This is a genomic window from Streptomyces sp. NPDC048483, from assembly GCF_040651455.1.
In the GTDB taxonomy this organism is placed as follows: Bacteria; Actinomycetota; Actinomycetes; order Streptomycetales; family Streptomycetaceae; genus Streptomyces.
Map to the genome: position 1 here is coordinate 54,552 of NZ_JBEZJZ010000020.1, position 24,721 is coordinate 79,272.

Annotated in this window: 24 protein-coding genes and 5 pseudogenes; 17 read left to right on the plus strand and 12 right to left on the minus strand. The window is 68.5% G+C overall.

Annotated elements, in window-relative coordinates; genetic code table 11:
• The first annotated feature begins 11 nt into the window (after positions 1–11).
• Positions 12–164, plus strand: coding sequence for a hypothetical protein (locus tag AB0D04_RS13600; protein ID WP_362702639.1), 153 nt, complete (start codon positions 12–14; stop codon positions 162–164).
• 122 nt (positions 165–286) lie between these two features.
• Here the strand turns inward: AB0D04_RS13600 and AB0D04_RS13605 are convergent.
• Positions 287–634 (minus strand): annotated as a pseudogene (locus AB0D04_RS13605) (transposase); the annotation flags it as partial.
• Complete coding sequence (locus AB0D04_RS13610; protein WP_362702551.1) at positions 628–1,437, minus strand: TioE family transcriptional regulator; 810 nt, start codon at positions 1,435–1,437, stop codon at positions 628–630. The gene AB0D04_RS13610 and the pseudogene AB0D04_RS13605, both read right to left, overlap by 7 nt.
• A 58-nt stretch (positions 1,438–1,495) precedes the next feature.
• Here AB0D04_RS13610 and AB0D04_RS13615 point away from each other — a divergent pair, with 58 nt between their 5' ends.
• Positions 1,496–2,701: an erythromycin esterase family protein gene (locus tag AB0D04_RS13615; protein WP_362702553.1), complete on the plus strand. Its 1,206-nt coding sequence runs from the start codon at positions 1,496–1,498 to the stop codon at positions 2,699–2,701.
• Between the two features lie 211 nt (positions 2,702–2,912).
• Here the strand turns inward: AB0D04_RS13615 and AB0D04_RS13620 are convergent.
• Positions 2,913–3,161 (minus strand): annotated as a pseudogene (locus AB0D04_RS13620) (MFS transporter); the annotation flags it as partial.
• Positions 3,162–3,359: 198 nt separating this feature from the next.
• Here AB0D04_RS13620 and AB0D04_RS13625 point away from each other — a divergent pair.
• Together AB0D04_RS13625 and AB0D04_RS13630 are read left to right on the plus strand one after the other, a co-directional pair.
• Positions 3,360–5,108, plus strand: coding sequence for a LysR family transcriptional regulator (locus tag AB0D04_RS13625; RefSeq protein ID WP_362702554.1), 1,749 nt, complete (start codon positions 3,360–3,362; stop codon positions 5,106–5,108).
• 298 nt (positions 5,109–5,406) lie between these two features.
• Positions 5,407–6,009, plus strand: a complete 603-nt coding sequence (locus AB0D04_RS13630; protein ID WP_362702556.1) for a peptidoglycan-binding protein — start codon at positions 5,407–5,409, stop codon at positions 6,007–6,009.
• A gap of 51 nt (positions 6,010–6,060) precedes the next feature.
• Here the strand turns inward: AB0D04_RS13630 and AB0D04_RS13635 are convergent.
• Together AB0D04_RS13635 and AB0D04_RS13640 are read right to left on the minus strand one after the other, a co-directional pair.
• Positions 6,061–6,450, minus strand: a pseudogene (locus AB0D04_RS13635) (ATP-binding protein); the annotation flags it as partial.
• A 559-nt stretch (positions 6,451–7,009) separates the two neighbouring features.
• The gene (locus AB0D04_RS13640; RefSeq protein ID WP_362702557.1) at positions 7,010–8,149 is read right to left on the minus strand and encodes an alkene reductase; all 1,140 of its coding nucleotides are present in this window, start codon (positions 8,147–8,149) and stop codon (positions 7,010–7,012) included.
• 65 nt (positions 8,150–8,214) lie between these two features.
• Between AB0D04_RS13640 and AB0D04_RS13645 the strand changes: the two genes are divergently transcribed.
• From AB0D04_RS13645 to AB0D04_RS13655, 3 genes are all read left to right on the plus strand, one after another.
• Complete coding sequence (locus AB0D04_RS13645) at positions 8,215–8,625, plus strand: MerR family transcriptional regulator (RefSeq protein WP_362702559.1); 411 nt, start codon at positions 8,215–8,217, stop codon at positions 8,623–8,625.
• Between the two features lie 51 nt (positions 8,626–8,676).
• Positions 8,677–8,967, plus strand: a complete 291-nt coding sequence (locus AB0D04_RS13650; RefSeq protein ID WP_362702560.1) for a hypothetical protein — start codon at positions 8,677–8,679, stop codon at positions 8,965–8,967.
• Positions 8,968–9,181: 214 nt separating this feature from the next.
• Positions 9,182–9,400, plus strand: a complete 219-nt coding sequence (locus tag AB0D04_RS13655; RefSeq protein WP_362702561.1) for a DUF6207 family protein — start codon at positions 9,182–9,184, stop codon at positions 9,398–9,400.
• A gap of 163 nt (positions 9,401–9,563) precedes the next feature.
• On the opposite strand, the gene AB0D04_RS13660 is transcribed toward AB0D04_RS13655, so the two are convergent.
• Positions 9,564–10,211: a hypothetical protein gene (locus tag AB0D04_RS13660; RefSeq protein ID WP_362702562.1), complete on the minus strand. Its 648-nt coding sequence runs from the start codon at positions 10,209–10,211 to the stop codon at positions 9,564–9,566.
• Positions 10,212–10,884: 673 nt separating this feature from the next.
• On the opposite strand from AB0D04_RS13660, the gene AB0D04_RS13665 reads away from it, so the two are divergent.
• From AB0D04_RS13665 to AB0D04_RS13690, 6 genes and pseudogenes are all read left to right on the plus strand, one after another.
• Positions 10,885–11,325, plus strand: coding sequence for a hypothetical protein (locus AB0D04_RS13665; protein WP_362702564.1), 441 nt, complete (start codon positions 10,885–10,887; stop codon positions 11,323–11,325).
• 462 nt (positions 11,326–11,787) lie between these two features.
• Positions 11,788–12,120 carry a hypothetical protein gene (locus AB0D04_RS13670; protein ID WP_362702640.1) on the plus strand — a complete coding sequence of 111 codons (333 nt, stop codon included), beginning with the start codon at positions 11,788–11,790 and terminating at the stop codon, positions 12,118–12,120.
• Positions 12,012–12,320 (plus strand): annotated as a pseudogene (locus AB0D04_RS13675) (hypothetical protein); the annotation flags it as partial. The gene AB0D04_RS13670 and the pseudogene AB0D04_RS13675, both read left to right, overlap by 109 nt.
• A gap of 102 nt (positions 12,321–12,422) precedes the next feature.
• The gene (locus AB0D04_RS13680) at positions 12,423–13,748 is read left to right on the plus strand and encodes a histidine kinase (RefSeq protein ID WP_362702565.1); all 1,326 of its coding nucleotides are present in this window, start codon (positions 12,423–12,425) and stop codon (positions 13,746–13,748) included.
• Positions 13,733–14,395 carry a response regulator transcription factor gene (locus AB0D04_RS13685; protein ID WP_362702567.1) on the plus strand — a complete coding sequence of 221 codons (663 nt, stop codon included), beginning with the start codon at positions 13,733–13,735 and terminating at the stop codon, positions 14,393–14,395. Before AB0D04_RS13680 ends, AB0D04_RS13685 begins: the two co-directional genes overlap by 16 nt.
• A 27-nt stretch (positions 14,396–14,422) precedes the next feature.
• Positions 14,423–14,695 (plus strand): hypothetical protein, encoded by a 273-nt coding sequence (locus AB0D04_RS13690; RefSeq protein WP_362702569.1) that lies wholly within the window; start codon positions 14,423–14,425, stop codon positions 14,693–14,695.
• A gap of 37 nt (positions 14,696–14,732) precedes the next feature.
• Here AB0D04_RS13690 and AB0D04_RS13695 read toward each other — a convergent pair whose 3' ends face one another.
• The gene (locus tag AB0D04_RS13695; RefSeq protein WP_362702570.1) at positions 14,733–15,041 is read right to left on the minus strand and encodes a phosphopantetheine-binding protein; all 309 of its coding nucleotides are present in this window, start codon (positions 15,039–15,041) and stop codon (positions 14,733–14,735) included.
• Positions 15,042–15,507: 466 nt separating this feature from the next.
• Entirely contained in the window at positions 15,508–17,553 is a 2,046-nt protein-coding gene (locus AB0D04_RS13700) for an FAD-dependent oxidoreductase (RefSeq protein ID WP_362702572.1), read from the minus strand.
• 344 nt (positions 17,554–17,897) lie between these two features.
• Between AB0D04_RS13700 and AB0D04_RS13705 the strand changes: the two are divergent.
• A pseudogene (locus AB0D04_RS13705) lies at positions 17,898–18,030 on the plus strand (3-hydroxyacyl-CoA dehydrogenase family protein); the annotation flags it as partial.
• A 3-nt stretch (positions 18,031–18,033) separates the two neighbouring features.
• Here AB0D04_RS13705 and AB0D04_RS13710 read toward each other — a convergent pair.
• From AB0D04_RS13710 to AB0D04_RS13720, 3 genes are all read right to left on the minus strand, one after another.
• Positions 18,034–18,495: a VOC family protein gene (locus tag AB0D04_RS13710; RefSeq protein WP_362702573.1), complete on the minus strand. Its 462-nt coding sequence runs from the start codon at positions 18,493–18,495 to the stop codon at positions 18,034–18,036.
• Positions 18,492–19,079, minus strand: a complete 588-nt coding sequence (locus AB0D04_RS13715) for a DinB family protein (protein WP_362702574.1) — start codon at positions 19,077–19,079, stop codon at positions 18,492–18,494. Before AB0D04_RS13715 ends, AB0D04_RS13710 begins: the two co-directional genes overlap by 4 nt.
• 361 nt (positions 19,080–19,440) lie before the next feature.
• The gene (locus AB0D04_RS13720; protein WP_362702576.1) at positions 19,441–20,343 is read right to left on the minus strand and encodes a helix-turn-helix transcriptional regulator; all 903 of its coding nucleotides are present in this window, start codon (positions 20,341–20,343) and stop codon (positions 19,441–19,443) included.
• 86 nt (positions 20,344–20,429) lie between these two features.
• On the opposite strand from AB0D04_RS13720, the gene AB0D04_RS13725 reads away from it, so the two are divergent.
• On the plus strand, positions 20,430–21,230 hold the full coding sequence (locus AB0D04_RS13725) for a glucose 1-dehydrogenase (protein WP_362702578.1): 801 nt from the start codon (positions 20,430–20,432) through the stop codon (positions 21,228–21,230).
• A 261-nt stretch (positions 21,231–21,491) separates the two neighbouring features.
• On the opposite strand, the gene AB0D04_RS13730 is transcribed toward AB0D04_RS13725, so the two are convergent.
• Complete coding sequence (locus AB0D04_RS13730; RefSeq protein WP_362702580.1) at positions 21,492–22,814, minus strand: erythromycin esterase family protein; 1,323 nt, start codon at positions 22,812–22,814, stop codon at positions 21,492–21,494.
• 67 nt (positions 22,815–22,881) lie between these two features.
• Here AB0D04_RS13730 and AB0D04_RS13735 point away from each other — a divergent pair, with 67 nt between their 5' ends.
• Together AB0D04_RS13735 and AB0D04_RS13740 are read left to right on the plus strand one after the other, a co-directional pair.
• Positions 22,882–23,448, plus strand: a complete 567-nt coding sequence (locus tag AB0D04_RS13735; RefSeq protein WP_362702581.1) for a helix-turn-helix domain-containing protein — start codon at positions 22,882–22,884, stop codon at positions 23,446–23,448.
• Between the two features lie 194 nt (positions 23,449–23,642).
• The gene (locus AB0D04_RS13740; RefSeq protein WP_362702583.1) at positions 23,643–24,416 is read left to right on the plus strand and encodes a methyltransferase domain-containing protein; all 774 of its coding nucleotides are present in this window, start codon (positions 23,643–23,645) and stop codon (positions 24,414–24,416) included.
• Positions 24,417–24,721 lie beyond the last annotated feature (305 nt).

Consider the following 24,721-nt stretch of genomic DNA (forward strand, 5'->3'; position numbering starts at 1 on the left):
GAGGTTGCATCGTGCCGCACATCTTGTGGCTGTGCATCTTGACCACCGGTTCAGTCGCCCTGGCCATCGGTTCGCACTGGTCGGTCAGCGACACCCTCGCCCTCATCCAGACCTTCATCGCGTTGGCCACACTGACCGCCCGGGACCCCGGAGCACCCGAATGACGCCCCCTGGAGGTGCGGCAGGCGACGCGCAGAGCAGATCCGGCACGCCCACGACCTGCTGCCCGCGCCCGCCCCAGCACCGTGCCACGCCGCGGTGTCGATGTGGGGACAAGGTCCGGCGGCCGGGCGAGCGGGAGTTGCGTGTATCCGGCGGTGATCGGCCAGGTCCACCGGTCGGCGGCCTCCGGTTCCCGCAGCCGGGGTCTCGTCCGGCACAGGGGCTGGGGGCCTCGTCCAGCCCAGGGTCTGATGGAACAGTCGGAACGTGTGCTCCAGGTCGAACCTGCGCAGAAACGCCTGCCAGGCGCGGTCGACGTCAGCGTCGGTGGCGCCGGTCTTCGAGGACCACGACCACGCTGCGGGCGCCTCCTGGTACTTCGACAGGTGCTCGCCTCCAGCCGGATCAACGTCCCTTTGATCAGCGGGAGTTCGCCTTCGTACTCGAGCCATGCGGCGCGGTGGGTCAGCCGCGCTCGAGGGTCGGCCGAGACGGCACCGTTGGTGACGGCCGGCGGCCGAAGTCTCCTCCGCGCTTGCAGAGGTACGCCTCCAGCTCGGCGGCCCCGGTCAGCATCGCCCGCCCGCGGGCGGACAACTGGCCGCGCCAGTCGCACAGAGCGCCCTCCAGCGGCTCCAGGCCGCCGGCCGCCCGCACCTGGGCGAGCAGCGGGGCGATCTGCTCCAGCAGGTAGCCGCCCCGCCTGAGCTGGTGGGCCAGCCGGGCGTCCCGTACGTCGGCCTCGTCGTAGACGCGGTACCCGGTCAGCGGGTCGCGGCGCGGGCGTACCAACCCGGCGCGCTCCCATTTGCGCAGCGTCGCGGGCCGGATGCCGAGGTTGTCTGCCAGCGGTCCGATGAACGTGCTGCCGGGCCCGGACACCGCGGCCGACTCGGAACCCGCAGCGGGTGGGGACGCCGTGGTGGGCTCCAGGTCTCCAAGGGCGCTCTCCACGGCCTCAAGGGTCCTGCGGTCGTCGAGTAGTTGGGCGTGGCCGGCGTCGATGAGGCGGAACGCCTCATCGGCCTCGCCCTGGTTCACGGCCCGCATGATCGACGTCGCCGTCTGGTGGCCGTGGCCGGGCACCAGGGCAAGAAACGCGCGAAGGGCCCCCGCGTGCAGCGGCGTATAGGTGCGGTAGCCGTGGGGTGTGCGACCGGCGGCCGGAAGGATGCCGGCCTCCTCGTAGTTCCTGATCGCCTGCGTGGACAGACCGTGCCCGCGCGCCAGATCAACCGGCCTGAGCCGCTCACTGTTTTGAAGGTTTTGTCCCATTGCCCTGCCGATATCGCGGGAAAGTTTCCACCGAAGGTTCAACGATACCGTTGAAGGCATGGCTACTGACATCAAGGACACCGTTCATGCCGTCGGGGCGGCCGCCGTCATGAGGCTGCTCCCGGCCCGGCCGCGGCTGCTCGCCCTGGGCGAGCCCACCCACGGTGAGGACACTCTGCTCGACCTGCGCAACGAACTCTTCCGGCAGCTCGTCGAGGAGGAGGGCTACCGGACGATCGCGATCGAGAGCGACTGCATGAGGGGCCTGGTCGTGGACGACTACGTCGCCTCGGGCACGGGCACCCTCGACGACGTCATGGAACACGGATTCAGCCACGGGTGGTTCAACGGGTCTGCGGCCAACCGTGAGCTCGTGCGCTGGATGCGCGCCTACAACGACGGCCGGCCCGCGTCTGAGCGGCTCCGCTTCGCCGGTTTCGACGGCCCGCTGGAGATCACCCACGCCGCGAGCCCCCGGCAGGCCCTCACCGCACTCCACGGCTACCTCGCGGCCCGGGTGGACGCGGACCTGCTCCCCTGCACCGCGGACACACTCGACCGCCTGCTCGGCGCCGACGACCGGTGGACCCATCCCGCCGCGATGAGGGACCCGGCCCAGTCCGTGGGGCAGTCGGCCGAGGCCAGTCAGCTGCGGCTGCTCGCCGACGATCTGGGGGCGCTGCTCGACGAGCGAACGCCGCACCTGATCACGGCGACCTCGCGGGACGACTGGGACCGGGCGCGCCTGTACGGGCGCACCGCGACCGGCCTGCTGCGCTACCACTACTGGATGGCCGACACCTCACCGGCCCGTATGACGCGGCTGGTGGGTGTGCGGGACCAGATGATGGCCGACAACCTCCTCGCCGTCGCCGCTCGGGGCCCGGGACTGGTCCATGCCCACAACGGCCATCTCCAGCGGAACAAGAGCACGATGCGGATGGGCGGGATGCTGCTGGAGTGGTGGAGCGCCGGCGCGATCGTCAACTCCCACCTGGGCGAGGGGTATGCCTTCGTGGCCACGGCCCTCGGCACGATCGGGCACCAGGGAGTGGACACGCCGCCGCCGGACACCGTCGAAGGACTCCTGTACGCGCTCCCGGAGGACCGCTGCGTCATCGACGCCCCGCGGCTGGCCACCGCCCTCGGCGACACGCGGCCCGCGCCCCGCGTATCCCCGTGGTTCGGCTACTCCCCGCTTGACCCGGCCCACCTGGCGGACAGCGACGGCATCGTGTTCGTCAAGGACGTCCCGCAGAGCTAGGGCTTGTCCGACGGGTCATGCGCTCCCCCTGATGTGTGGCCGCATGGTGATGCACAGCCCGCAGCGCGCGGCCGCGGACTGAGCGGCGAATTCCTCATCGGCCGACGGCAGGTGACGGAGGGTGCGCGTGCCGTGGCGTACGGCGGCGAAGGTTGTGCAACCGAACCCCCGAAGCCTCGGTGCTGAGCGTTCGGCGAGAGCCCGCAACCTGCAGGAAGACAGACAGCCAGAAGACGAGCATGCGGCGGCGCCCGAAGAGGTCGGCCGCGCGCCCGCCGAGCAGCATGAAGCCGCCGTAGCCCAGGACGTAGGCGCTCATGACCCACTGCAGCTCGCCGGTGGACATGCCGAGCTCGGCGCGGATCGACGGCAGGGCCACGTTGAGCATGGCCACGTCGATGCCCTCAAGAAAGATCGCCCCGCACAGGACGAACAACACGCCCCAGTTTCTCGCGCTCATCTGCATTTCTCGGTCCCTCTGCGCTTCCTTGGTGGAGTGTGACGGTGGAGTTCGGTGGAGTTCGATGGAGTGGCGGACGGGAAAGCCCTCCGCTCAACCACCGTCGATCACCGTGAAGTTGGGAACAACGGCGAAGATCGCAATGTTCGTTCAGTCAGGCTTACCGATGCGCAGTACCGGAGGACCGAGGGGACGTCCATGGACCGCGATGAACTGGAGTGCTTCCTGCTCGTCGCCGAGGAGCTGCACTTTGGACGCACCGCCGAGCGCATGCTGCTGTCCCGGGCCCGGGTGAGCCAGCTCGTGCAGCGGCTCGAACGACGTGTCGGCGCCCCGCTGTTCGTCCGTACAAGCCGTCGGGTCGCCCTCACCGCCCTCGGCCGCCAGCTCCGCGCGGACCTGGAACCCCACCACCGCGCGATCGACGCAGCCCTCGCCAAGGCCGCTGCTGCCGCGCGCGGCGTCAGCGGGGTGCTGCACGTCGGCTTCTCCAGCCCGCTGGCTGGGGAGATCGTGATGCGGGCCGCGGAGGCGTTGCGCGCCGGCCGCCCGGAGCTCGTTGTGGAGGTCTGCGAGGTGCCGCTGGCGGATCCGTACGGGCCGCTGCGCAAGGGCGAGTTCGACGTCCAGCTCACCGAGCTGCCGGTGCGCGAGGAGGACCTGGGCGAGGGCCCTGCACTGCTCACGGAGGAGCGGGTGCTGGCCATCGCGTCCGGGCATCCGCTCGCCATCCGCCGGCGGGTCTCGCTGGAGGACCTGGCCGAGGTGCCCCTGCTGACCATCGCCGGCGAACTCCCCGCATACAGGCGGGAGCACCAGGTCCCCGCACACACCCCCGGCGGCCGCCCCATCGCACGCGGTCCGGCCGTCACCAACATGCAGGAGGCGCTGATGCTCGTCGCCGCCGGCAAGGGCGCCTTCCCCGCCGCCGCGCACACCGCCACCTACTACGCCCGCCCGGGCGTCTCCTACCTCCCCTTCGACGACGCCGCCCCCGTCGGCTACGGCCTTGTCTGGCGCGCCGGCGAAAGCACCGGCGCGGTGCGGGCGTTCGCGCAGACCGTGTTGAAGGTGGCACGGAGCTCAGCCGAGAAGGCCGTCGAAAGCGACGGTCAGACGGCGGGTCTCGTAGCACTTCGTGCTGCCGGTGGGTCGGCGGGTCCGCCACCAACCGGGGTCTCTCCCGCTTCAAGCCGTGCCAGTGGCGCCCCGAGGCAGCTTGCTCGGTCTCTTCGGACAGCCGATCTCCAGGATCGTCACCATGCGCACCGACTACTTTCCGCGAGGTTCCGGAGGGAATGGTCCGCCGTCCTGGACCTGGACCTGGACCTGGACCTGGACGTGGACGGAACGCTCCAGCCCAAGACGATTGGGCTGGCTCTGCTGCAGGCTCTGACCGAACAGGGAGTCTGCGAAGCGGATGCTGTCCAGCAGGCCGTCCGGGCAGCGAACGGCGCACCCGACCACGACCACGCAACCGTGCTGCGTGGCACGACCTCCGGTCCAGAGATCGCGGCACCGAGGCCCAGGGGCTCGCGCCCGCCTCGCCGCACCGTGCGCACGACGCGCGCCATCTGCTTCGTCTTCTGGCCGCCGCCGTCCTTCCGCGCCGCCTCCATCGCTGCCCGCAGCCCGCCCCTCGCCAGGGCGATTCCGGACACCTCGCCACCGCCCGCGCCTACCCCCAGGTGGTGTGCCCAGTCTTCCCGTTTCGTCGCGTCCTGCTTCTCGGCCCGGGGGCCAGGGAGTCTGACGGATGCTCCGCGGGCGTTTAGGATCTCCCCTCCATCAGAGGCGACCTGTGCTGCTGGTTGTGCGCCGACTTCGACTCATCCGCGGCCGGCACGGTGGTCGGCACCGATCTGGTCTTCGACAGTGGATCTTCGGCATGACGGTTCGTACGCCGGCCCACAACAGGGCCTAGCGCTCCGTTTGCCCCGGTGCTGACACTGCCATACCGTCGAAGTAACTGATCTTTCACGCCTCGGAAAGCCTCCTCGCTCTCCACGGAGGCGCGGCTAAGAGGCGCCCTAATCCGCTATGTGTATACGCGTCGATTAAGGGCGCTCACAGCCGGAATTTCAGCAGCCCTTAACCGCAAGCGCAGGTATCAGATTCCAGCAAGATATCCTCCTGGGCTGGGGATTCCGGCCGACACCCGGTCCTCGATTCGACACCGTACACCGATCATGAGCCATGGAGACATGGCTCATGATCGGAAAGTCAGAAGGCGTAGGGAATGAGAATGAACCTGACCGAGTTGCGAGCCCTCGCCACACAGGTGGGGTTCACCGGCAGCGACATCAACATCGCGGCGGCCGTCGCCATGGCGGAGTCCCGAGGCGACCCGGCCGCTGTCGGGGACGAGGGTCTGGCCGACAACAAGTGGGGGCCGTCCTTTGGCCTCTTCCAGATACGCTCCCTCAGACACCCGGAGCAGTTCTCCTCACCGGACACGCTCAGGATTGCCGGAAAGCTCAAGGACCCGCTCTACAACGCCAAGACAGCAAAGGCCATCAAGGACGCACACGGCTGGAGCCAATGGTCCACGTTCACGAACGGCGCCTACCGCCAGCACATGGATGGCGGCACCGCCAAATTCGAGCCCTTCCCTGGTGCTTCGTTCTTCCACACCGGACAGAAATCGCCGATCATCGCCGCGATGCACAATCGGCTTGTCACTGAAGGATGCAATCGATACGAGTCCAGCCGTGACGCCAACGTGTGGGGCTCGGGCGATGTGAAATCCTACGCCGCCTGGCAGCGGAAGAACCACTTCTCAGGCAGTGATGCCAACGGCGTCCCCGGCAAGTCCAGTTGGGACATGCTGCACGTCCTCAACGTCTGAAGAACCCTGCCGGAAGAGCCGGTGCGGGCGTCCTTTGTGACTCCGTTCGCAAGAGGCCTCGACCAGCTCGTTCACCAGCTTCGTGGCGAGCGTGTAGCGGACGCGGTAGCCCTTCATGGCGGCCCCGGCGCCCAGGGCGATGAGCATGTGGGACTTGCCGGTGCCGGAGTCGCCGATCAGGCAGAGCGGCTGGCTCTTCTTGATCCATTCACAGCTGGCGCGGGTGTGGATGGTCGCCGCGTCGATGCTCGGGTTGGCGTCGAAGTCGAACGCCCGCGGCGAGTTCTCCCGCGGGAAGCCAGCTGCTTTGATCCGCCGCTCGGATCGGCGGCGGGCCCGGGTGTCGCACTCGGCCATCAGCAGCTCGGCGAGGAAGCCCCGATAGCTCATCTGGTCCTTCAGCGCCCGCTCGGCGATGTCGGAGAACTCGGTGCGGATCGTCCGTGCACCCGATGTGCCAGCGGCGCCGGCTGAACTCGTTTCGCTGTATACCGTGCGAGGCGGCCTGCACGGGTTCCGCTCTCACCAGGCAGTAGGCCGCTTGCCACGTTCCGCCTCTTGCTGTGGACCTGGCAGGTCCATCGCGACAAAGACCTGGCCATCAGCGCACCACCGCCAAGCGACTACTGTGGCCCGGCGGCTCTCGCCGAGGGCATCAGCTGACCCCGTCAGCGGTGCTGTGAGCTGGACGAAGCCTGCATCCGGTGCTGGGCCTTGAGAAGCCGCTCGTTTCCCTCGATAAGTCACCGCCGGGTTGATGAGGATCCTTGAAATTCACCAGCCCTGCTCTTCCTCCTCACTTGGTTGCGCGCCCAGCATGGGGCCGGTTGGGAGGCGGCAGAAGTGGCAGCCCGGCATGATTTCTCGCTGGCGACGGCGCAACGGTGATCGCCAAAAGCCGTCCACAGCGATCTTGCGATCCACTGATGTCCATGGGGACCGGGATCGGTCGGAACTCACGACGGGGGCGGGTGCGGTTTGTGGCCCTGGCTCGCCGTGGTCACGGTCCGACGGGTGAGGGCCTCTCGGCTCGATGCTGGGCGGCGGGCAGCACGGGATAGTCGGTGTACCCGGCTTCTCCGCCTGTGTACATCAGGCCCTTGTCGCGCACTGGATTGAGCGGCGCGCCGATGCGCAGTCGTTCGACCAGGTCGGGGTTGGCCAGGAATGATCGGCCGAGCGCTATCAGGTCGGCTCCCGCGGCCAGGAGCCGTTCGCCCTCGTGCCTGCCGCCGTCGGCGGGAAGCGGTCCTCCCCACCCCAGCACCGGATTGGCGATCAGCGTGCCCGACCAGGCCTTTCGGATGTGCTGGAAGAGGGGCCGGTCCGGGTCGGCGAAGACGATGTGCAGATAGGCCAGGCCGGTGTCCCCCAGGGCGTCGATGAGCGCCGGGTAGATGTTCTCGGTATCGCCCTCGTCGATGCCGTTGACGGTGAGTCCGGGGGCAATGCGCAGGCCGACCCGTTCGGGGCCGATCGCGTCGGCGACGGCCTGGACCACCTCGACCACGAACCGAATGCGGCCGGCCACCGAGCCACCATAGGCGTCGGTGCGGTGGTTGGTGTTCTGTGCCATGAACTGGTGGAGGAGGTAGCCGTTGGCGGCGTGCACCTCCACTCCGGCGAAGCCCGCGTCGATGGCATTACGGGCGGCGGCGGCGAAGTCGGCCACCGTGGAGTGGATCTCGTCGATGGTCATCTCACGAGGCACGACCGGATCCTGGTGTCCGCTCGGGGTGTGGATCGTCTCCGGGAGCGGCACCGGCGAGGGCGCGACCGGCGTCAGGCCACTGTTGTCGGGGTGCCCGATCCGGCCGCCGTGCTGCAACTGCAGGAACATCCGGCCGCCCGCTGCGCGCACCGCGTCGGTGACGCGCCGCCACCCGGCCACGTGCGCCTCGTTGTAGATCGCGGGAATGTTGGGGTAGGTCAGGCCCACGGCGTTCGGCGTGGAGGCCTCGGCGATGATCAACCCCGCCGAAGCGCGCTGTGCGTAGTAGGTAGCCATGATCGGTTCCGGAACGCCGTCGGCCGCGGCGCGGTTCCGGGTCATCGGCGCCATCACCAAGCGGTTGGACAGGCGCAGGGAGCCGAGAAGGGCGGGCTCGAACAGGCGGGATATCACTGGGGTGTTCGTCATGCCGATACGGTAGAAGTTGACGTCAGTGTCAGGTTCAAGTCCTGAGTCGGCATGAGAGGTGGGAAATGCGGATCGGTGAACTGGCTCGGCGCAGTGGGGTGAGCGAGCGTTCGCTGCGCTATTACGAGACGCAGGGGCTGCTGAGGGCCGAGCGCACTCCGGGTGGCCAACGGCACTACGGCGAGTGGGCGGTCGACCGGGTCATCCGTATCCAGGCACTCTATGCCGCGGGGCTGAACAGCAAGAAGATCGCTCAGCTGCTCCCCTGCATGCGCGACGCGGACGGCGCCCCGAACGAGATTGCCACGCCACGGCTGGTCAACGAACTCACCACGGAACGGGACCGTATCAATCGAATGATCACCGACCTGATCCGCTCCCGCGACGTCCTGGACGAAGTCATCACCACGGCATCGGTCGGCTTGAACGCCTCCGCCGTCTCCCGGGCCGACACCGCCGGGGCAAACCGCGCATAGTCGTCCGATCGCCCGAGGTCGTTGAGTAATTCTGATCTCACAAGGATAATTGTGACACTTTCAGCAAGAATCACCCGCCGCGTCGAGAGGGACTTCCCTCAGGATGAGAGTGCGACCGTTGCGCAGCTTCTTGAGGAGCTCGTCAAATCTGTTACGCATGGCTGGTTGATCGCCGAGGAGAGAATCGCTGCCGCCGTTCTGCTCTACAGCCAAGGGGATGCCGATCGATTCGCACAAGCGGCGGATTACGCGCAACGAGACTGGAGAGACCTCTTGGTTGTTGCCGAATTAGCCAATGAAGGTTGGCAACAGCGCATTGATGACGAATTCGGGATGTTTTGAGGGTGTCTCATCCAGCCCTGCATACCCGTTGATCGGGCTGTGAGCCGCAGCTGATCGACGCAGGAATAGGGCTGCTCGACTGATTACCCTGTCTCCACGAAGACCGCAGCCATACCTGCGCGTTGCCGCTCGTCATTGTCGCCTTTCCTGCATATCTGGGTGACTGCTGCGTGCCCGGCGAACTTCGTCGGGCACGCGCGGCGTCTGCCCCATCATGAAGATCTCTGAAGGTCATGTCGGTGAGCCGGGTCTGGTCGTCGTCGACATCACCGCCGTCGACGACGAGACCGCCAATCCTGCGCTCCGCGTCCACTCGGAGCGTGCTGGCGTAGAGGTCGACCGTGTCCTCCCCACGCGCGTCGGAGTCCTTCAGCGGCCTCGTCCCCATGCACGTGGGATCCTTTGCCCCCGCCGCATCCTCGGCAGCCCATGAGGACTTCTCATCTCGAAGCGCCGACACTTCTCATGTGATGTCACGGTTGAATCTCATATGACGTCACAAGAACTGCAGCGTGACAACGGGAAATTGAAGACATCCGAGTGAGAATCCTTCATGACATCGCAATGAGAAGTCGCAGCTGTGGCTGTCGTGGGCGCTACGCCGGTGACAGCCCCGAAGTGCCGTTCGCGCCCTCAGTCATGCTTCCGTCGAGAGCGACGAGAGGAAGAACGTCTACGACGGTGAGGTCGTCCTGGATGAGAGTGGAGATGCCGAGATCGCTCTGCCGGGCCGGTTCCAGGCACTCAACGAGCGGTTCCGCTACCAACTCACAGCCATCGGCTGCGCGGCCCCGAACCTGCATGTGGCACGGGAACTGGAAGGTAATCGGTTCACGATCGCCGGAGGCGACCCCGGCACGCGGGTTTGCCGGCAGGTGACCGGAGTCCGACATGCCCCTACGCGCGCCAACCCTCTCCTCGTGGAAACTTCCAAGGACGGGCACGCGCATGGCAGGTACCGGCATCCCGAGGTGTACGGCCTCTCGACCGAGCGGCGGATCGAGCCGCCCGCATACGCCTCTCCCATGAGGAGATGAAGCCGGATGGCTTATCGGTAGCGCCAGGTGACAGCGCTGCACCACGGCGCCGGGCCCGCGTCGAACTCGATCGGCGACATCGGCGACATCGGCGACATCGGCGATGATGACGCCCTGGTCGATAAAGCCAACTGGACCAAGTTCCAGTCGGCGCGCCACAGCCGGCCCGTAGGTGAGCGTGGCCTGGTCAGCGGGGTGATGGAGCACGGTGATCCCCTCCCCAGTCCCGCTGAGGCGGACGCTCCCCCACCCACACCTCGGACGGTCACCAGACGGATCTCACTCACCCCGATGTCTCCCGGAGACTGCTCACTCAGCTCCAGGGCGACCGACTCCTCGAATGGATCGCGGTGGTCCGCGCCGCCGACTTGCCCGCGGGGATCGTCGAGGGCCATGCCGGCCGAATAACATGATCAAACATCAAATGTACGGCCGGGCCGGCTTCGCGCTCCTCCGGAACCGTGTCCTCTTGGCGTGATCCGAACGGGAAATTCATACGGAGCGCCCCTTGGGGTTCGCGTGGGTTTTGTTCAAACCGTGCCGATCATTACCGGGCGGATGCAATAGGAGCACGGCCGCGTCGCACCTGCTTGACTCGAGTGGATTCCAAACCCGGTGATCTCGTCTGCGGGCGGTTCTTTCCTGTCTCCTCCACCGTCAACTCAGACGTGCACAAGGTGTCAGCTGTTGTGCTTGCGGGAAAGGAGAGAAGCCGCACGGAGGGTTCTTGGTCCTCGTTGTTTGTCAACCCGACGCTCCCACCGTGACGGCCCTGCAACAAGGGTGGGGCTGGCCCCACCGTCCCGTACGCCCAGGCCCATACTGCGCCGCCCGCGCACTGCATAGCGTCGAGACCACAACGAGACGGAGGAAGAAAGTCATGGCAAACACCAACGAGGCCCCGGTCGAGGAAGCGCAGCTCAACGCCCCGCAGACGCAGCATGCCTTCGACACGGTGAAGAAGTGCGTTGTGCTCTACGGCGTCATCAGCGCCATCGTCCTGGGCACGGTTGCCGTAATGGCGTTCAGCGGCCACTCGGTGACCACGTTCATGTGGGTCCGGTCGGCCCTCCTGCTCGCGGTCTCCGTAGTGATCGACCGGATCGCCGTCAGCGTTTCGCGGGGATCGCGACGGGCGTATGAGCGCCTGAGCACCCTCACCGTCGTCCTGCCGATCGCGATCATCGCCGTTGACCTGATCCCCGGCCTCTGCCCGGCGTGGTACGCCGTGATGCAGGGTGTGTCCGCCCTGGCGCTCGTCGGGGCTGCCTTCGTCACCAAGGGTGCCGGACTGCGCGTCGTATTCCCCAAGGCTTCGTAAGGGGTTGTCCTCCCTTTCCCGTCAGGAGTCCGGGGCACTCGCAGGTCCGACGGCCCGGAAACGGGCCGTCGCGAATGCGCGGGCAGGGCCTCCCCCGACTCGCGGCCGACACGGCCGACAGCCGTCCTGTCACACCGGAACTTGTCACCGGGACAGGACGGCTGTCGGCCGTGTCGGTGCGTTCCACTTGATCTCGATGCCTGCCGTTCCCCCCTTCTTTCCTCCTCGCCGTTCCCACCAGGTGAAGACGGTGGCTGCCCCAGTGGAGGTCGAGCTCCTTGGACAGCTTCAGACTCACGCCATGTGAAGTGAGCGTCACGTAGCTCTCTGCGCGCTTGCCAACCACCCTCGTACCGCTGCCGGTTGACGTCTGCCGGTGGCACTTGAACACCCCTGTCCGGGTGTAGCGGCGTGTGTTCTCGTGGTCCCGATCTCGTGCGTGCGGGAGCGAGGAGGGCTTCGATGGCCGACGGGACCGCGCAGTTGCCGGCCATCAGCGACCTGCACATCGGCTATGCCGCGAGCCCTGCTCTGCGCGGCTCCGCCCGCTACGAGCACCTGGTCGAGCTGTGCCGCGAACCGGCCCGAGCCGCGAGGGGCTGGTGCCGGGCCCGGGTGGCCGGGACCGAGCGCCGGCTCGCCGCACTCGACGACGACCAAGCAGCGCCGCGAGTTCGCCGCCAAGCAGGCCCTGCGCCCGCCGCTCCATGGACACGCTCGGCGTGCCGCCGCAGCCCGTACTGCCCGGTGAGCGCGGTGCCCCGCGCCGGCCGCAGGGTCTGCTCGGCAGCATGACCCTTGGCGACGGCTACCGCGCCGAACTACTCGTCCCCGGACCGCTGGTGGGTGCCCGACGGCTCGGACACGTCGAGGGAAGGTGGACCGTTTGCCAGGGCCTGGTCACCACCGCGATGACGGTCCCCCGCCCTCGGTTGCGCCCCGATGCCGGACGGCCGGAACCGGGTGGGGCTAGCCCCACTTCCCGCGGGGCGTAGCGGGATACCAGCTCAGACGGTCCGGCCATACGCTCTCCGGTATGGGTCGGGTGCGTCGATTCCCGGCTGGCAGAATGGCTTTGTGGCGAAAGGATCAGACGGATGAGACTGCCTGCGGGAGGCGGTCCACTGCGCTGGTGGGTCGAGATCGTGCGTGGGTTGTACCGGTCCGCGGTACTGACCGGGCTGACCTGGCTGATGCCGGTGGTGTGCCTGGGCGTCGCGCTGGGCGGCTCCCACGTGGTCCGCACCTGGTCCGAGGGGTTGAGCGCTCCCCTGGCCGTACGGGCGCTGGTGGCCCTCGGTCAGACACTGATGGTGCTTTTGTGGATCACCGTGGCCGTCTGGATCGTGCACCCGCTGACCAGCCCGCCCCTGGCCAAGGCCGCGCGGCGCTGCGCGGAGAGCTGGCTGGGCATGGGCCTGGAGGTGACCTACCGCGCCGTTCCTCAGGTCAGCCGCATGTCGACGGGTTATTGGTGGGACGGCCACGAGTACCACCGGTCCGAACGGGAAGCGCGCCGCCGGGCCAAGGTGCACGCCCGATTCCACGATCCGCAGTTGCACTGGGACGGGCTGTGGACCGTGGTCGCCGGTGTGACGGTGCTGCCGATCGCGGCCATGCCGTTGCTCGGGCTCGCCGGCGGCGTGTACATGACGGTGACGCCGGGTCTCCTCGGATACGGCGTCGCCCTCATCGTCGCCAGTCTGGCCGGCGCCCCGTTCGCGTGGCGGATCTTTTGGCCCGTGGCGCATCGGTTCCTCGGGCCGATCCCGCGCTCGTGGCTCGGCAGGCGGGTCAAGGAGCTGGAAGCCATCCAGGCGGACCTGACCCAGACTCAGGCGGTCGAACTGGAGCGCATCGAGCGGGACTTGCACGACGGAACCCAGGCCCGGCTGCTCGCCATGGGTATGTCGGTGGGTGCCGCCGAGCAACTCGTCGACACCGATCCTGCCGCCGCGAAGGCACTCCTCGCCGAGGCCCGTACCGCGTCTGCGACCGCGCTCGCCGAGCTGCGTTCGCTGGTCCGCGGCATCAACCCGCCGGTACTCGCCGAGCGCGGCCTGGTGGACGCCGTCCGGGCCCTGGCGCTCGACGCTCCCATCGAGGTCACCGTGCACAGCACGGTGCCCGCCCGGCCCGAGCGTCCCGTGGAGTCGGCGGTCTACTTCGCCGTCGCGGAACTGATGGCGAATGTCGCCAAGCATGCCGAAGCCTCCCAGGTGACAGTCGAATTCGGCTTTGCGCAGCAGACTCTCACCGCGACGGTGACCGACAACGGAATCGGCGGAGCCGTCGCCTCGGCAGGCTCGGGCCTGCGCGGGATCGAGCGTCGGATGGCGGCGTTCAACGGCCGTCTGGAAATCGACAGCCCCACCGGGGGTCCCACTCACCTCACCGTGGCGGTGCCATGCGCGTTGTCGTAGCCGAAGACCTCTTCCTGCTCCGCGACGGGATGGTCCGTATCCTCGAGGCACACGGGCACACCGTGGTCGCGGCGGTCGATACGGGGCCCGCCACGCTCGACGCGCTGCTCACCCTGCGGCCGGACGCGGCGATCGTGGACGTCCGACTGCCACCGACGTTCTCCGACGAGGGACTTCAGGCCGCTCTCGCCGCCCGCCGGAAGGTTCCGGGGCTGCCCGTGCTCATCCTCTCGCAGCACGTGGAACAGCTGTATGCGCGCGAACTTCTCGCCGACGGGCACGGCGGCGTCGGCTACCAGCTCAAGGACCGCGTCCTGGACGCCGGACAGTTCATGGACGCGCTTCACCGCGTCGCCGACGGCGGTACGGCACTCGACCCGACGGTCGTCGCAAAACTGCTGGGCCGCCTCGTGCGGGCCGATCCGCTCGCCACGCTCACCGAGCGGGAACGCTCGGTGCTCGCGCTGATGGCCGAGGGCCTGAGCAACACCGCGATCGCGGGCCGGCTGTTCCTGAGCGAGGGCGCCATCAGCAAGTACACGACCACGATCTTCGCCAAGCTCGGCCTTGCCACCGACGACGACACAAACCGCCGGGTCCGGGCTGTCCTGGCCTATCTCGGCGCCGGCGAACCGAACCATCAGTAGCGGCACGCGTCGATTCCTGAGCATGTGGTGTCAGGCAAGACCACGGCCCTGGAGTGCGTCGAGGGGCTGCACACGTGCGACGGTGGAAAGGTCCGCGTGCTCGGCGGCGACCTCCACGCGCAGCGGGCCGAGGCCACCCAGGTGGCGGTCTTCGACGACCTCGCCACGAACTCCATGGATGAGGCCGAGCGGCTGTGCGACCGGGTCGCCCTGATCAGCAACGGCCGCCTCGCGACGGTCGACACACCGTCAGGACTGATCGAGCAGATCCAGGGCGAAACCCGGCTCACCGCGAAGTAGAAGCCGGGGCCGAAGGAGAGGCCAGGGCCACGGGGCCTCAACCGGCGGCCGCCTCCTCGCGCCGCTCGGTATCGCGGACACCGGCGGCCAGTTCCCGCGGCGTGGGCCGCTCGAACACCTCGGTGAGGCTGGGCGATACACCGCTCATGTTCTGCAGTTCCTGCATCGCCACGGCGGCGAGCATGCAGTTGCCTCCGCAGGCGAAGAAGTCCGTGTCGGCGTCGACGTCCTCGCGCCGCGGGAGGCTCCGCCACAGCGCGGTCAGCTGATCCGTCAGCTCGCCGGAGTCCGGGTGATGCGGCGGAAGCCGTGCCGAGGCCGGCTCCGTGCGCCGCTCGGCGAGCATCCGCTCCAGTGATCAGGTACACACAGGACACCGGATCCACCGGCGCGGGCGGGGCCCCGCCGCGATGATCTCGTGATCCCGCTCGCTCCACCAGCGGAACTCCCCCACCGCACCGCCGCAGGCATCCGCAGGCATCCGCAGGCATCCGCGAACAAGGACACCACCGGTGGCGTATGACGCAAGCCGGCCGACGGATGTCCTTGCACCAGGGTGCTTCGGCGAGCTGAGCGGTTGAGCCCGCCGCCCGTGAGGGCGGCGGGCCGTCAGCGCGGTAGCGGCGGATGTCGGCCGGTCATGGCCGGCTTCTCGGCTCGCGCGTGAGTGGCCGGCGAGGCGGTAGGAGCCGCGGTGCCGGTCTCGATGATGTGCCGTTGAACGTCGGGCGGTCCACGATGGCCGCGCAGGGACGAGGGTCGGTGAACTTTTTGGTCCGAGCGGGTGCGGCCTGGCCGTCCCGCCACCCCTGTCAGCCTGTGTGGACCTTCAATGCCGTGCGGACGGCGGATTCGAGGGCGCCTTCGATCCAGGCGGGCTTGATGGAGGTGTGGTCCCCCGCGAAATGCAGCGGCCCTTCCGAGGTGGGGATGTCGGGGAACAGTTCCGCGTGCTGGCCTGGGAAGAGTACGGAAGCCTCACCGTAGGCGTAGTGGTCGCGCATCCACGACTGGGTCTTGCACTTGTTGGTGAAGAAGACCTCGCAGCGGCGGCCATAGACGGCCTGCAGCCCGGCGAGGGCGCGCAGATACCGCTCGCCGTCAGCGTACGCGTCCCACTTGAGGGCGTCGTCGGACCAGCTGTAAGAGGCGAGCGTGATGCCTCCGTCGCCGACTTCCTTGCCCCCTGAGTGCTCGAAGTACATGAAGCGGTTGGGGTTGTCGCTCACGGAGCCGCCTCCGCGGGTATGAGCGGCAGCGGGTTCGGCGCTCATGACGGGGCGGAAGACGGCGAAGCACTTCTTGAGTTCGTCGGGGATCGTCACCCCCAGGTCCTTGACGGACTTGTGCACGCCGAGGTACTTGCCGTCCTTGACCTGGCCCAACGTGTACTTGTCGTAGAGGTTGTCCTCGATGGAGTTCAGCGCCTGCTTCCACTGCTCCTCGGTGAACTCCCACCAGCGGCGGGAGAACTCCAGCAGCACCTTGGTCGCGGCGTCGTAGTGCAGTTCCGTGATGGCCCGGCGCTTGCCGTAGGTCAGCGGCGGGTCGAAGGGCACATGGCGCAGTCCGGAGAAGGGGACGGTGATGATCGCCTCGTCGCCCTCGAAGACCTCCGTGACACCGCCCTCGCCGGTCTGGCAGTCCTCGGAGACGGTGTGCACCCTGACCTTGCCGCCATTGCGTTCGATGCGTACGGCGCGCCTGTCGAGCCTCACCTTCGCCTTCACGGGCGCGTACAGCGCGTCGGCGAGCTTCCCGGAGCCGCCCTTGATCTCCCAGAACTTGGTTTTGGGGTCGATCAGCGCGCTGGAGAGGAAGCTGTGCACGAAGGAGAGGTGCAGCCGTGAGGTCAGATTCTGGATGGTGCCGATGAGGTCGATGGTCCTGGTGTCGAGCCGGGCGACTTCGGTGAGGTAGCGGTACATGGACCAGTGGCCGTACCTCTTGAGGACCTTGACCCACCCGTTGACGAGGGCTGTTCCTTCCTTGCCCCGGATGAGGCGGTGTGCGGGTTCGAGGGCGTGCGCAAGGATGGCGGAGGCAGTCTCCTTGCGGTGGGGGCCCGTGATACCGAAGGTGTCGTTGATCGTTTCGGGGTTCTTCTCGTACTCGGCCCGGCGCATGCGGATGCCGTTGACATGGATCCAGGTGCGGTTGGCCTGCTGGGTCGGGTTGTTGACCTCCACATCCACCAGGTAGAACTCCTGGAGCGCGAGGTCGAACCTCTTGAGCAGTGCCATGAGGAGCGGGTGGCTGTCGGGCAGCCGCATGGCCCCGGCCTCGGCGTACTGCCGGGGGTCGGCGAAGGGCTGCTCGCCGTTCTCGTGGCCGCCCTTGCGGAACGTCTTGATACGGCCGCCGACGCGGTTGCCGTTGGCCTCGATCACGACGACATCGTGGCCCGCCCGGTTGAGCAGGTCGGCGGCGAGCAGGCCGGCCGGTCCGGCCCCGACGATCAGGACCCGCTTCGTTGCCTTGGCCCGGCTGGCGGGCAGACCGTTCTCGACGGCCTTCACGTAGGCCGGGACCAGGGGCTTGTCGTGCTCGTCGTAGACGGCGATGGCGCGGGCGACCGTGGTGTACGCCTTGCGGTCGACGCCGGGCGGCACCGCGGCCGGCACCGTCGAGGGTGCGGTGGCAGGGCTCAGCGCGGTCGCGGGCGCGGCCAAGGCGGCGGTGAGCCCGGCAGCGAGCGCCGAGGCACCGGTCGCCGTGACCACACGACGCCGCGAGGGCGGTGCGCCGTGCAGCGGGGGTGAGGTGCGCGAGGTGGGTGAGATATCCGAGGTGACTTGTTCCTCGCTCGATACATTCCTGTTCTTCGTGGCCGGAATGCTGACATCTGGAGTGCTCATGTCTTGTGTGCTCATCGCGCATCACTCTTGGCATACGAGCGACACGGCGGAAGTACATTCACACGGACGAGAACCGTAAACCACTCGACGGGTGCCCAACGCGGCTCTCCTGTTACGTAAGTCCCCTTGCGCCCAGGAACGTCCGGCGTGAGTTCGACGCAATGCCCTGGCCCGGTCGCCCCGGGACAGCGGCAACTCGCCTCCGTACAACGGAGATTCGGGCCTGCGAGACGGCACCGGGGAACGCGAATAGCTGTCCGGCGTCACCTCCCGGAGCGGCCGTCTCGCAGACGACCGGCTTACCGCGCTTGCCGGAGCCGGACTCGACCGGGCGGCGTGATGCCGCGATCCAGCGCGAGCTCCACCTGGAGTTCCGCGAGCCCGGCTTCGCGGCCCGCCCCGCTGCTGGAGCAGCTCGTCAGCGCCGGCTTCCTCGGCCGCAAGACCGGCCGAGGAAGCCGCGACTACAGCCGGGCTGCGTCAGTCCAGGCAGAACTCGTTGCCCTCGGGGTCGGTCATTACGATGTAGCCCATGCTCATCGGGGGTGCGGGCTCGTCGCGACGTACCCGCGTCGCTCCCAGCGCGACGAGCCGGTCGCATTCGACCTCCAGCGCCGCCATCCGCTCCTCTCCCTCCAGCCCGGGAGCCGCACGGACGTCGAGGTGGACGCGGTTCTTGGCGACCTTGTCCTCCGGTACCTGCTGGAAGAACACCCGTGGGCCGTGCCCGTCCGGGTCCTCGATGGCCGATCGCGTGTTGCGCTCCTCCTTTGGCACGCCGACCCGCGCGAGGAAGTCGTCCCACGCGGCCTGCGGGTCGGCGTCCTCGGCCAGGTCCACTCCGGGCGGGCCGGGGTGGACATAGCCCAGTACGTCGCGCCAGAAGGACGACAGCGCCCGCGGGTCGTGGGCGTCGAAGGTGAGCTGGATGTGGCGGCTCATCGGGGTGCTCCGCTCGTAGTGGGGTGCGTGTGCCGGTAGAGGTCGCGCAGCAGGCAGACCTCGGACAGATGGTGGATCAGCTCGCGGTGGATGTGCAGCACCAGGTCCGCCATGGGCACCTCGGGGTAGGGCTCCTTCGCGCCGACCGGGACCCGGAGCCCGGCGTCGCCGAGGCTGCGCACCCCGGCCAGCCAGACGTCGAGTTGGGCCTCGAGCTGCTCGAGCGCGGTGGCCGCGCTGCCGGCGTACTCCCAGGTCTCGTACGACGCCGGCGGGGCGTCGAAGTGCGCCGCGTTGCGCGCGGCGAGCACGCCGACGATGACGTGACCGAGCCGCCAGGCGATCGTGGTGAAGGGCGGGGGGACCGGCTCGGGGAAGGCGTAGTCGATCGTGAAGTCCCCGGCGCCGACGTGCACGGGTGCCGTCGAGGTGCCGCGCGGCCGCACGCTCCAGGCGTTTGGCACCGGCGACCAGAAGTACTCGTCGTCGGTGAGGCCGTCGAGCCGGGCTCGGATCTGATGGTTCCAGTGGAATTCCCACTGCTCGCGCAGCGTGCGGTTCCAGTCGAGTTCGTCTGCGTCCATGGAGTCACCCTGACACCTCTAGCGGACAGGATCCGTCCGCATCTCTGACGGGTGGGCGACATGGACGCGGCAAGCAGCAACGAGCGGGGGACGACGGAGCGGGTGCTCACCTGCTCGGGCTGCTGCGGCAGTACCAGCGAACTGCGGGCTTCCCCTCCGGGCCGGTGGCATCCAGGCCAAGCCAGGTCTCACGCACCTGCATCGCCTTCAGGTGGCTTCCTGCGCAGGGAAGCCGCGAGCGCGAGTACATCCGGGAGAAGCCGCTCGAAGGGCAGGCGCCCGCCCGCGAGCACGGCCCGCACGGCGGGCGCCCGAAGGCAAGGGCGAAACCGAGTGAGTCCCCCGGCCGCCAGTCAGGCGCTCAGGACCAGCTCATTGCCCCTTTGACGCGTATCTGGGTCACCTCTCCGGGCACGCCCATGCACTGCGTGCCGAGAACTGACAGCAGCCGCAGCGCCTCTTCCGACGGCGAGCCGGGGGCGGCGGTGTAAATGACGACTTGCTGGTCCCGGTCGGCGATGTCCAGGACGTCGCTGCTGACGGTGACGGGGCCGACGAGAGGGTGCTGGAAGGTCTTGCAGAGGGTGGGGCGGGCGGTCACGTCGTGGGCGGCCCAGAGCCGGGCGAACTCCTCACTGCCGGCGAGGAGTTCCTCGACGAGACCGGTCACCTCCGGGTCGTTGGGGTAGCGAGCTGCGGCGGCGCGGAGGTGCTGGGCCGAGGTCCGGGCGAACTCGTCCGCGTCCGAGGCGCCGTACAGCCGTCGGCCGTGCGGGTAGGGGCCGAGGAAGGCGCGTCGGATGAGATTCCGGTCCCGGCGCGACAGGGCGGAGAAGTCCTCCATCAGGGCGGCGGCCAGGTCGTTCCAGGCGATGACCTCGTACGTCGCCGACATCACGACCGCCGCGGCCTCCGGCAGCCGCTGCAGCAGGTCGACGATGCTCTGTCGTATCTCCCGCGAAGGTCCGGGCGGGGGTCCGGGCGGGGTACCGGCGAGATGGTGGAGGTGATCGCGCTCGGCGTCCGACAGGCGCAGCGCGCGGGCGAGTTGGGCCAGCACCTCGCGGGAGGGGTGTGGGGCGCGGGCCTGCTCCAGTCGCGTGTAGTACTCGGTCGAGATGAATGCCAGCTGCGCCACCTCCTCGCGACGCAGTCCAGGGGTACGGCGGCGTGCCCCGGCGGGCAGCCCCACGTCGGCGGGGGTGATGCGTGCGCGCCTGCTGCGCAGGAAGTCACCAAGCTCTTGTCGTACTCGTCGATCCACCTCCCTAGTGTGCTCGGGCAGCGAGGTGCCAGCCAGGTACTGCCGGTGCCTGGATGAGAGGGGCGGCCGGGCACAGGCTCGTCGGCATGAACCACACACCGATCACGTCCACCACGACCTCGGGGACCTCGGGCCTGCTCGCCGACAAGGTCGCCTTCATCACCGGTGCCGGTCGCGGCATCGGCGCCGCAGCAGCGCGGCTGTTCGCCCGGGAGGGGGCCCGGGTGCTCCTCGCGGCCCGCAGCCAGGACCAGCTCAAGGCGGTGACCGAGGAGATCCGGACGGCCGGCGGCACCGCTGACTACGTACTGTGCGACCTGGCCGACGCAGCCGGCGTCCGTGCCGCCGTCGACCGGTCCGTGGAGCTGTACGGCCGGCTCGACGTGGCCTTCAACAACGGCGCGACGGGCCAGCCGCCCGGCCCGATGGACCAGCTGTCGGAGGCCGATTTCGACCATGTCTGCGCCGTCAACCTCAAGGGCCCGTGGCTGGCCATGACCGCCGAGATCGCCGCCATCCGCGCCACCGCGAAGCGCGGGGCCATCGTCAACACCTCCAGCGTCGGCAGCCTGATGGCCAACCCTCAGCTACCCGCGTACGGCGCGGCGAAGCGGGCAGTCAACAGTCTCACGGCGTCGGCAGCCGCCACGTACGGCCCGGAGGGCATCCGCGTCAATGCCATCGCGCCCGGCACCACGCTCACCGAGCTGCTGCACGAGTGGGATGAGAAGTCCCCCGGCACCATCGAACAGCTCAACGCCCAGACCCCACTGGGCCGCGCCGCCGATCCGGAAGAGATCGCCCAGGCCGCCGCCTGGCTCCTGAGCGACCGCTCGTCCTACGTCACCGGCACGGTCCTCCGCGTCGACGGCGGCATGCGCGCCTGAGTCGCCCCGGGCGTCGGGGGGGGGCCGCGTCGCGGTGGAAGCGACCGCGCTGATGTGGGTCGAAGACGCCGGTGCCGTCACCCGGCCGGCCGGCCCCGCCAGAGCCGAGGAACAGCGCACGTGAGGAATAGCTGCGCTCCGCCGGCAGGTGCCTCGGGACGCGGAGGAGGTGGAGGCACGGGGTCGGGGCCAAGCTGTGGGCCCGGCGGTCCAGGGCCCGGTCCGTCTGGGCTCGGGGTGTGGCGGCCATTGGCGCAGGCGTCATGGTGTCCACTGGGAAAATGCCTGCTGTACGTCGTGGGGTGAGTCGGCGAGAGCGGCGGCGTCGGGTTCGGCTGCAGTGACCTGTGGGAGGTGGACGATGACGTCGTAGGCGTCCAGGGGCCTCACGTCGCAGTAGAGAGCGCCGAGACGCTGCTCGGAGACGGCCCGAACGGCCTCGGTGTCGGTCGGCGACAGCCGCCGCAGGTCGGTGGCGAAGGGCCCGTCGGAGCTGGCGGACATGAGCGCGTCGAGGCTGCCGGGCCGGGGCGGCTCCAGGTCGGTGAAGAGCTTGCCATCGTAGAAGTCGGCTCCGGTGTTGAGCGTTTGACCTGTGCCGTTGGTGATGCCGATGACCAGGTAGTCCTCGCCGATCCGGTCGGCCAGGTGCATGCCCATCGTCGCCGCCGGGGGCATTCCTGGCAGGAGGGCGGGCCGACGCTGGACGTGGCCATTGTGGGCGGCCAGAACGATCCGGTCCTCCCGGCGCAGAATCCATTCGACGGTGTCCGCGATCGCAGCGTCGCGGTTGGAGAACAGGCTGTCCTGGTCGCCACAGGCCATCGCGCGGGCAATCGCGTCGATGGCGACGGTCAGGCGCAGCGAGCGCAGCGCACGCTCGTAGGTGTCGGCAGTCGTACGCTGCCGGTAGTCCAGGCGCCGTCCCTCCATCCGCGCGGTGAGCTCGGCCAGTCCTGCCGTCAACGCATCCCGTTGCTCAGGCGCGAGCTGTCCGTAGGCGGCGACGGCCTGGGAAAGGGAAAATGCGGACGGCGCCGCGAAGACCGAGGCGGTCTCCCGGATCCTCGGATCCATCTCGAACTCAGGATCCGCATGTGCGAGGTAGGCGATGACGGCATCCAGGCCGGGCAGCAGGGAGACATTCGAACCGGACAGGTCGATGCCGTAGAAGCCAACCGGCCCGGCGGCATCAAGATTGTGCTGCCGCATCCACTCCAGATGGGCCCCCATCTCGGTCCACAGCCCCATCAGCGACGTCATGCCGTTCGCCAAGACGTGACCGGGCCGGCCCTGGCCGCCGCGGACCCAGTCGTCGGCCAGCCATCCCTCGACGAATCCCGACTCCATCGCGTAGGCGCCGAACCCGTGCTGCTCGACCAGGTACCGCGTCAGGCGGTGGCGCAGCAGGTACGACTCGCGGTGGTAGTGCGCGTTCTCACCGATCGCCACCACCTTCGCGTCGCCGATCGCCTCATCCAGCCATGTCAGGTCCTCCTGCGGCCCGTCCGGGTCCAGAGTGCGCAGCGGCCGCACCGCCTCGATGCTTAACCGGGCCGACGTCGGCGAGGTGTCTGTGGTCATTCCCCTGCCCCCTTCACACGTACATTCCCAACTTTGGGAAAGGTAGCAGATGTGGGACCATTGAGAGATGGACATCCTTGACCTGCTGCTGCACCCGGTGCGGCTACGCATCACCCACGCCATGTCCGGTGAGCGGGCCCGCTCCGCCGCCGAGTTGTGCGCGGTACTGCCCGATGTCCCCAAGACGACCGTGTACCGGCACGTCGGGCTGCTGGCCGAGGGCAGAGTGCTGGAGGTGGCGGAAGAGCGGCGGGTACGCGGTGCGGTCGAGCGGCGTTACCGGCTGCGCCGAGACCGGATGGCGATCGAGCCTGAGGCGGGCGCGTCAATGTCTCTGGACGACCATCGTCGAGGCTTCGCCTCCGCCATGGCCGCCCTGCTCGCCGAGTTCAACACCTACCTCGACCGGCCGGGAGCCGACCCGTTCGCCGACTCCGTGGGCTACCGGCAAGGCACCCTCTGGCTCAGCCCCGACGAACTCACCGAGATGATCAGCGAGTGGCGTCATTCCTTCGCGTCACGCGCGGCCAACGGGCCCACCCCCGGCCGCCGCCCCCACCTGGTGAGCACGATCTTCTTCCCGACCGAGAACCACCGCGATACGGCCACCAGCGGTGAGTTGGACGGGAAGTGACGCGCCGCCATGACCCACCTCCGCGGCCTCAGCTGCCTCGCGACGAGCGTCTCGCCGTCGGCGGGGTGTCCTCGGTGCCGCCGGGTTCATGGATGATCACGCGCACGGGGCCGCCCCCACGTGTGCGCAGGGTACGTTCCCTGGTCGCTGGCCAGGTTCTGTCCGGCAGATCATGTGAACACTAGGCTGCGCCGATGGACCGAGTAACCGACATGCCCGAGACCCTCGCCCAGCCTGCAGATCAGGCCCGGGCGAATGACTACGACAGCTTCGCCGAGGCGTACTCGGCGGACAGCGAGAACAACCTCCTGAACGCGTACTACGAGCGGCCCGCGATGATAGCCCTCGCCGGAGACGTGGCCGGCCGTCGGATCCTGGACGCCGGCTGCGGCTCGGGCCCCCTGTCCGCTGCACTACGCGACCGCGGTGCCGACGTCACCGGCATCGACGCCAGCGCCGGGATGCTGGCGTTAGCCAGGCGGCGGCTCGGTGCCGACGAGGCCCTGCACGTGGTCGACCTGAGCGACCCCCTGCCGTTCGCCGACGGCGCGTTCGACGACGTGGTCGCGTCGCTGGTGCTCCACTACCTGGAGGACTGGGGGCCGACGCTGGCCGAGATGCGGCGAGTGCTCAGGCCCGGCGGCCGGCTGATCGCGTCGGTGCAGCACCCTTTCGTGGACTACGCGATCCAGGACCCTCGGCCCGACTACTCCGCAACCACCAGCTATACCTGCGAGTTCACGTTCAACGGGCAGTCCGTCCCGCTGAGCTTCTGGCGCAGGCCGTTGCACGCGATGACCGATGCCTTCACCACCGCCGGCTTCCGCCTTGCCGTCATCAGCGAGCCGCAGCCCGACCCGGCCGCCCGTGAACTGTTCCCCGACGACTTCCATGCCCTTTCGACCAAAATCGCCTTCCTCTTCTTCGTCCTCGAGGTACCGCCGTCGGCTGCGGGCGCGGACAAGTAGCCAGTCGGCGGACCATGAGCGGAGCCAGAGTCGGATCGAGGCGACGATGACGGTGCCGTGCAAGATGTAGGCGAGACCACCGACCGGCCGCAGCTCCAGACGCTCATTGAGGCGATGCGCGCGAAGGCTCCGCGGCGCGAGGTGCTGTGCCTGGTCCACAACTGAGGCCGCCTCTCCAACGACACCGACGACACCGACGACACCAACGAGAGGCTGGAAATGAACGCCGCATCGCAGCCGCCGGCGGCTCGACATCGACGTCGTTCGATGCGCCCGATCGTCGACACCTCGCCGCTCCGACGGAG